This window comes from Pseudonocardia nigra, assembly GCF_019396355.1.
GTDB classification, from domain to species: domain Bacteria; phylum Actinomycetota; class Actinomycetes; order Mycobacteriales; family Pseudonocardiaceae; genus Pseudonocardia; species Pseudonocardia nigra.
Genome location: NZ_JAHKRK010000288.1, coordinates 1 through 7865, shown reverse-complemented (window position 1 = coordinate 7865; position 7865 = coordinate 1). Strand labels below are relative to the sequence as shown.

Sequence of the window (7865 nt, the reverse complement as noted above, 5' to 3'; positions counted from 1 at the left end):
CCTCGTGATCAGCCTGCACCGCCTCGCGGGCGCCACCAACATCGCCAAGGCCCTACGCCATCACGCCCGCGACGCCCGTCGACCGCTCCAACTACTCAAGATCATCTGACTTTGCCGACCCCCTGGGTGGACACCTACGTCACCGACGTGCTGATCGAACGCCTGTCTCAGCCGGACGCGCTCGACGTGTTCAACGTCGACGACAGCGATGACGTGCAAGCGGCCCAGCGGGAGCTCGCAGGGCTGCAGGCGGAGTTGACCGAGCTGCGGGCAGCCAAGCGAGCTGGATGGATCTCGCTAGGGTCATTCCTCGAGTTCGAGCCGGACTTGCTTGCCAGGATCGACGTGGCCCAGCAACGAGCACTCCCGATAGCTGTCCCACCGCTGGTTGCCGACCTGGCGGGCCCGAGCGCGCGGGAACGGTGGGTAGCGCTGACCCTGCCCCAGCGACGCGAGGTGATACGGGTGTTGTGCACCGTCAAGGTGCACCGAACCCGGCAGGGAGCGCGGACCTTCGACCCAGCCACCGTGACTATCGAATGGCACTACGCGCGGAGGCCTCAGTGAGGCTTTCTCAGTAGTGCGATGAGCTGGGACCGCGACACGCCGAGCAGGCGGAGATGATCACGAACGGGTGCGGGACCCCGGTAGAAGAGCCGGTCCGCCTAAAGATCGACTGCCCACACCGAGGTCCCGCGTGTCCGATCCTGTCACCTACACCGGTGTGCTCCCGACCGGGGAGCACCCCGCGGTCCGCCTGTCCCAGCTTCTGGCTGGTGAGCGCTGCGAACGCGGCACCCGGCAAGGACGCGGCGCGCTGGGGCCGTGGAGGCACGCGGTGCTGGTGCTGCGCTGGTTCCTCGACGCGACCCGGGTCGCTCAGCTCGCCGTCGACAACGGTATCGGCCTGTGGACGGCCTACCGCTACCTGCACGAGGGCATCGACGTCCTCGCCGCGGCAGCGCCGGGCCTGCACGGGGCACTGCTCGCCGCGCAGCTCGCCGGGCACACCCACGTCCAACTCGACGACACGTTGGTGCGCACCGACCGCAACAAGGCCGCCGGCCCGACCGTCGTCAACGGCAAGCCGGTGGACCTGTGGTGGTCGGGCAAGCACCATCACCACGGCGGGAACGTGCAGGTCGTGACCGCCCCGGACGGCTGGCCGCTGTGGACCTCGCAGGTTCGTCCCGGCCGCGAACACGACCTGACCTGCGCCCGGGCCCACCCCGGCCTGTTCTCCGCGCTCGACGCCTGGACCGACACCGACCGTGTGGTGCTGGCCGACCTGGGCTACCTCGGCGAGGCCGATCGGCTCATCTGCCCGATCAAGAAGCCCGCCAAACCCGCCCGACTCACCGCCACCCAGCGCACCGTCAACATGCTGCACTCCGCCACCCGCGCGCTGGCCGAGCGCGGGAACTCCCTGCTCAAGACCACCTTCAAAGCCCTGCGCCGGGTCAGCCTGTGCCCGTGGCGGATCGGCGCGGTCACCGCCGCACTTGTCCTGCTGCACACCGAGCACGAACGAACCATATGATCGACCCGCTACTGCGAATGGCGCAGTGACAGCCGTACGCACGCTCAACCCTCACTCAGCATGCGTCGCGGTGCCGCTGCTCGTGCCCGCGGACACGGAGGCTGTGAGTAGTAGGTCGGGATCGGTACTTGGTTACAGTGTCTTGCCGTAGGAGACTGCTGTGCACTATGGGTACGGTTCCCGAACTCGGCACGCATCACCTGTTCCCGTCGTTCGCGCGTTGTCGCGGGATGCGGGATCGCTACTACGTCGTGGGGGACCCGAAGGTCCTGCGGCCCGGGGAACGCGTCGCGGACACTTTGACGATCGAGGCGGTGGAAGGCTGCGCCGGTGTCCTTGGGGGCGTAGCGGTCGGCCTCGTCGTCGGAGTCCTCCTCGGCTACGCCGTCGGCGGAGTCGCGGGAGTGATTGGTCTCGCCGTCGTCGGGATGATTGTCGGCGTGGCTGCGGTCGTTGCTATCCGATATTTGCGGGCGGAGCAACGTCGGTCTCGAGCGGCGGGTAAGGTGCTCAGGATCGACCCGCAGGAGCCCGAGGTGTGGTCGTTTTGCGAAGTTGTGGGCCGGCTCGCCGCTACCCAGGCGTGGACGTCTGGGTTGGTTGACCACGATCGTGTGGTGCCTCCGCTGCTGTGGTGGGTCGTCACCGCATATCGTGAGTTGGAGCCGCTGGAGGCTGACCTCGCCGAGGCCCGGGCTCGTCCCGGCTTGGCCGATGTGGTCGAGCAGAAGAGTCAGCAGATCGCGACGATTCGAGGGGAGCTGGACGCGGTGCGCCACCGGCTCGAGCAGATGATTGGTCCGTCCCGCGAGCTGGACGCCCGTGAGCAGGCTCGTCGCGACGAGGAGAGCAGCCGGCGCAAGGAGTCCGAGCTACGCGAACGGCTCACCGGAGCACCTGTCCCCGCTGCGGATTACGTCGTCGACGCTGGCGAAACGGTCGAGGGCGTCCGCGCAGCCGCAGCCGCGTTGAACGAGCTGCTCGCCGAAACACACAGGATGACCTCCCAGCTGCCGGACCACCGGAAGTAATAAGCCGCCAGCAGCTCGCACCTAGGATCTTGCATCGCGCGTCGTGGCGGTGTCGCAGATCGGCCCGGTGGCGGATGATCGGATTTTGGTGGTGCGGGTCGACATGTGGAACGTGCAGAACCTGTTCCGGGCTGGTGAGCAGGCCAGCTCGACCCAGGCGCGCGCCGAGGTCATTGGGCGAGCACGGTGAACACCGCGACGTGCGCGGTTCGACTGCGCGGGGATGGTGTCTCGGAAGTCCCTCAGGACCTCGCAATCTCGCCTTGAGAAGTAGCGTGAGGTCATTCAGAAGGCACTGAGCACCACCAGGTTTACGGGCTCTTCCCGAAAAGGGCTTGTCACGATTCCCGTGTAAGCCACAGGTGACTGATGTCGTTAAACTATCACAGAGGGAGTCGTCCGGGGAAGAGAACGACGAGCGTGTTCAATGCGGTCTTCCATCCATGGGTTCCGGTTCCTGATTCGCCTCCTCTCTTGCTGGAAATGTTGCGAAGCCCGAGGTAGAGCAGCTTCATTGCCGCTTCGTCGGATGGGAAGTGGCCGCGAGTCTTGGTGATCTTGCGGAGTTGGAAGTTGATGGATTCGATGGCGTTGGTGGTGTAGACGACCCGGCGCAGCTCGGCCGGATAGTCCAGGAATGGGATGAACTCACTCCAGGCGCGGCGCCACACGTCGATCACGCCTGGGTACTGCCGCCCCCAGTCGGTGTCAAGCTCCTTGAGCGCGAGCTCGGCAGCCTCCACAGTGGGCGCGGTGTAGATCGTCCGCATCGACTTCGTGATCTTCTTTCTATCTTGATAGGACACGAACCGCATGGCGCTGCGGATGACGTGCACGACGCAGGTCTGCACGACCGTGTCGGGAAACACCGAGGTGATGGCGTCGGGCAGCCCGGTTAGGCCGTCACAGCAGGCGATCAGGATGTCGCGCAGTCCGCGGTTGCGCAGCTGGGTGAGCACCGAGTGCCAGAACTTCGCGCCCTCGGCCTCGGCGATCCAGCAGCCCAGCGCGTGCTTGCGCCCATCGACGTCCACCCCGATGACCAGGTGCGCGACCTTGATCGTGACTGCGCCCTTGTCTCGCACCTTGATCCGGATGCCGTCGATATAGACGATCGGGTACACCTCGTCGACCGGGCGATTCCGCCAGATCTCGATTTCATCGGTGACCACATCGGTGATGTTCGAGATCATTTCCCGGGATGCTTGCACCCCATATACTTCGAACAGGTGCGCCTCGATGTCGCGGGTCGACATCCCGCGTGCGTAGCAGGACAGCACCAGCTCGTCGATCTGTCCGACCCGCCGCGCCCGTTTCGGCACGATCCGCGGTTCGAACTCGCCGTTCCGGTCGCGCGGCACGCTGATCGTGACCGGCCCGTTCGTGGTCGACACCGTCTTCGCCGAACTGCCATTACGGGAATTGCCGCTCCCGTGCCCGGCAGGGTCGTCACGTTCGTAGCCCAGATGGTGGGTCATTTCGGTCTGGAGTGCGCGCTCGAGCACCGCCTTGGTCATCTGGTTGAGCAGTCCGTCGACGCCGTCGATCGGGGTGCCGGCGGCCTTCGCGTCGGCCAGCAGTGCGTCGATCGCCGACGGCTCGAGGGCCTCGGCGAGCCGGCGGGCAGCCGCGGTCTCAGCGTCGGGATCCGGCTGGTTCTTGCTCACGTGGGTGTCCTTCCCGACCGCCATGTCGATCACTGCGGTCGATCTTGGTCCACCCGCGGCTTACACCGTTCGCGTGACACGCCCCCCGAAAATGAAGTGCACGTAAGCCCGTGACGTCCCGGCGCCAGGAGCGGTCGTGTCGGTGCGGGGAGACGGGCCCCGGGTGGCTGATGATGCAGGTTCTCACGCCATGATCACCGCCACCCGGGGGCCCTGTGTCGCAGCCTACGTTCTCGCCCGCCCAGGTCCTGGCCGACACGATCGTCCGCACGGTCGAACTCGGCGTCACGATCACCGACGCCGCCATCGACGCGGAGACGACGGTGGTGTGGTGCGACCTCACCGCCCGCGATCCAGCCCGCTGCCCGGGCTGCGGGACGGTCGGGATCTACCGCGACAGCGTCGAGCGCCGGCTGACCGACCTGCCCGTGGCTGGGCACCCGCTGGTCCTGCTGGTGCGCGTCCCGCGCTACCGCTGCCCGGCGTCGCCGTGTGAGCGGGTGATCTTCAACCATGACACCTCCGGGCTGGCCCGGTCCGGGACGTCGACCACCCGGCGCTGCGCACGCTACGTCCTGCGCCGCTTGATCGGCGACCGGGTCACCGTCGCCGCGGTCGCCCGCGAGCTGGGCCGATCCTGGGACACGATCAACACGATCGCGGTCGAGGCGACCACCGAGCTGCTGGCCGCCGCCGGCCCTGCCCGCCTGGACGGGGTGCGGGTGATCGGGGTCGACGAGCACCGCTGGGCCCACACCCGCCACGCCGACGGCGACGGCTACGTCACCGTGATCGTCGACCTCACCCCCGTCGTGGAGCAGACCGGGCGGGCGCGGCTGCTCGACCTGGTCGCGGGCCGTTCAGCGGCCGCCCTGACCGGCTGGCTCGCCGCCCGCACCCCCGAGTTCCGCCAGCAGGTGCAGGTCGTGGCGATGGACGGATTCGGCGGCTACAAGAACGCCGCCACCAGCGCGGTCCCCGACGCGGTCACCGTCATGGATCCCTTCCACGTCGTCGCCCTGGCCGGCACGAAGCTCGACCTATGCCGCCAACGCGTGCAGCAGACCACGCTCGGGCATCGCGGCCGGACCGGCGACCCGCTCTACCGCGTCCGCCGCGTCCTGCGCACCCGCACCGAGCTGCTCACCGCACGCCAGCAGGCCCGGCTCGACGCGGTGTTCGCCACTGACGACCACGTCCCGGTCGAGGTCACCTACCGGGTCTACCAGGACATCATCGCCGCCTACGGCCACCCCGACCCCCGCCAGGGCAAGACGCTGCTGACCAGGGTCATCGACTCCATCCGCGCCGGAGTCCCGGCCGGGCTCGAGGAGCTGGCCACGCTCGGGCGCACCCTGCACCGTCGCCGTGACGACGTGCTGGCCTACTTCACCAACCGCGCCTCGAACGGACCCACCGAAGCCATCAACGGCCGCCTCGAAGCGCTACGACGCAACGCGCTGGGCTTCCGCAACCTGATCAACTACCGACTCCGCGCGCTGCTCCACTGCGGCCACCTCGCACTCTGAATCCGGAAGAGCCGGTTTCGTTGCTGGCTGTGCTGAACGGATACCCATACGTCGGAAATCTCGGCAGAATCGAGGAGGTCCCGCTCGACGAGGTGCGCGAGCGCTTTCTCGGCTGCGGCGCTATGGCCAGGCTGACGACGCAGGCTTGCCGGGCACTCGCGAAATCGTGCTGCACACTCGGCTGGCGTCCACCTACGGGCCAGGGGTGTTCCGCAGTCCACTGCTGTTTGCGCGGGCATACGGACGCCCCGATGTCCCGCACCTACGCCCCGAAGCCTGGCGCCCCTTCGTCACCCGGGAGATCGATGTCCACGAGATGGCCGCCGCACATTACGACCGGTTGCGGCCCGACCCACTCGCCCAGCTCGCACACCTACTCGCAGCGCGGTTGTGCAGGTCTGCTGGAGCATTCTGTCCCCAGTGGACACCTGGCGGCAGCGATATGGAGCCGGTGTGGTCCTCGCGTTGGCGCCCACGCTCGCCGCTGCCGAGCGCTGCCGATGCTCGCCGAGGCCACCACCGAGGCGTTCCAGCCGCACCCGGGCCACGTCATCACCACCAGCTTCCCGGCCTGGCCGATCTGTCCGGTGCTGGAGCCCTCGGCGAGATTGGCGACGACCGCGCATGCATTGGACCAGGGCGGAACCGGCGTAAGCATTGAGAGAGGCCGGATACGCCCGATCACCCAAACAGCGGATAGGGCTCTGGTCCACACGTCGGTATCGTTGCGTAGACGTATATGGTCCATCGGACAACTGCCGCGGCGAGCCAGCAGCGCGGCAGCCAGGTACGAGAGGACCGGGGCGACGAACTCCGTGCAAGACTACAGGGCTCCAACGGCTGAGACCGGCGGACGCGGCACACCCAAGTATGAGCAGATCCGGAAGGACCTGGCGTCAGCGATCCGGGCGGGTAACTATCGCCCCGGTGAGGCCTTGCCCTCCCAGCGCGAACTCAGCGCCTCCTACGGCGTCACACTGATGACGCTACGGCAGGCGCTGCGGCTGCTCAGCGACGAAGGGCTGGTGGTGCAGCAGCCCGGTCGTGGCACGTTCGTCACCCCACCTAAGCTGGCCTACCAGCGCGAGACGCTGCGCAGCATGTCTGACGAGTTGCGCAGTCAGGGCATCGACGTGGAGACCAAGGTCGTCCGGTTGGGTAACCGGCAACCCCCTGCCTCGGTGTGTGCGGTGCTGGCCATCTCCAGGAGGCAACGCGCACTGCGGATCGAACGGCTGCGCATCGTCGACGGCAAGCCCGCCGTGCACCAGGTCTCCTGGGTGCCCGAACCGTTCGCCGAGAGCATTCGGCAGATGGACTTCACGGAAATGACGCTGTACGCGGCGCTCGCCGAACACGCCGGTGTGGCCGTCTCCCGGGGCTCGGAGACCATCAGGCCCGCGCTAGTGACCTGCGAGGCGGCCCGTTACCTGCGAATCACCCAGGGCAGCCCCGTGTTCGTCAGAGAGCGGGTTACGCTCGGTATCGACGACAGCCCGATCGTGTTCGACCGCGCGAGCATCACCGGTGACCCTATGGTGATCCGGACAGAACGCGTGTCGAACACGGTGCAGTGGTCATGGGGAGTGTCATCGAAGGGACTTGACGTGGGCGGCGCGGTGCCCGCCTCTCGACGTGACCCCTGAATTTCCTGGCGGCGGCCAGTCGTACTGGTCGGCACGAACGCCGACGTTCTGAGTCCCGCTGACCGCGCTGGCGCAAGCGATGCCGCGCCCGTGCTGGTGGATGTGGGCTCGCCCGAGCGGCGGGTCGTCGATCCGATGCGCGCACCTCGAGATGGTGGGCAGCGAGGTCAGCTCCGCCCTACTGACACCGCCGCAGACCGTTACACGAACCCCGTGCGCGTGGTTCCCAGCTGATCCACAGCGAACACTTGACAACAGGAGGTCCTCCCCCGAAAGGTTTAGACAAAGTTGTAGAACTCCTGAGAGGTCAGCCGCGGAGGTGACCGCACTAGAGCGTGTCCCTTGGATCATGGGACGGGGTCGCGGAGCCAGATCCTGATCGAGGCGACGTCGATGGTTCCGCGGAACATGTAGTCGCGCTTGTCGTAGCGGGTGGCGACCGCGCGGTGGCC

Annotated in this window: 7 protein-coding genes; 6 read left to right on the top strand and 1 reads right to left on the bottom strand. The window is 67.3% G+C overall.

Going from position 1 to position 7865, the window contains the following annotated elements; translation table 11 throughout:
• Positions 1 to 126: 126 nt before the first annotated feature.
• From KME75_RS37960 to KME75_RS37945, 4 genes are all read left to right on the top strand, one after another.
• Positions 127 to 567: a hypothetical protein gene (locus KME75_RS37960; protein WP_219419773.1), complete on the top strand. Its 441-nt coding sequence runs from the start codon at positions 127 to 129 to the stop codon at positions 565 to 567.
• Between the two features lie 157 nt (positions 568 to 724).
• Entirely contained in the window at positions 725 to 1540 is an 816-nt protein-coding gene (locus tag KME75_RS37955; protein ID WP_372452754.1) for an HARBI1 family protein, read from the top strand.
• Positions 1541 to 1707: 167 nt separating this feature from the next.
• Positions 1708 to 2571, top strand: coding sequence for a hypothetical protein (locus KME75_RS37950; protein WP_219419771.1), 864 nt, complete (start codon positions 1708 to 1710; stop codon positions 2569 to 2571).
• A gap of 43 nt (positions 2572 to 2614) precedes the next feature.
• Positions 2615 to 2761 carry a hypothetical protein gene (locus KME75_RS37945; protein ID WP_219419770.1) on the top strand — a complete coding sequence of 49 codons (147 nt, stop codon included), beginning with the start codon at positions 2615 to 2617 and terminating at the stop codon, positions 2759 to 2761.
• A 193-nt stretch (positions 2762 to 2954) separates the two neighbouring features.
• Here the strand turns inward: KME75_RS37945 and KME75_RS37940 are convergent, their stop codons facing one another.
• Complete coding sequence (locus tag KME75_RS37940) at positions 2955 to 4262, bottom strand: IS256 family transposase (RefSeq protein ID WP_372452753.1); 1308 nt, start codon at positions 4260 to 4262, stop codon at positions 2955 to 2957.
• Between the two features lie 191 nt (positions 4263 to 4453).
• Between KME75_RS37940 and KME75_RS37935 the strand changes: the two genes are divergently transcribed.
• Both KME75_RS37935 and KME75_RS37930 read left to right on the top strand, forming a co-directional pair.
• Positions 4454 to 5767, top strand: a complete 1314-nt coding sequence (locus KME75_RS37935; RefSeq protein WP_219419768.1) for an ISL3 family transposase — start codon at positions 4454 to 4456, stop codon at positions 5765 to 5767.
• A gap of 815 nt (positions 5768 to 6582) precedes the next feature.
• Positions 6583 to 7413, top strand: coding sequence for a GntR family transcriptional regulator (locus KME75_RS37930; RefSeq protein ID WP_308283442.1), 831 nt, complete (start codon positions 6583 to 6585; stop codon positions 7411 to 7413).
• Positions 7414 to 7865: the final 452 nt, after the last annotated feature.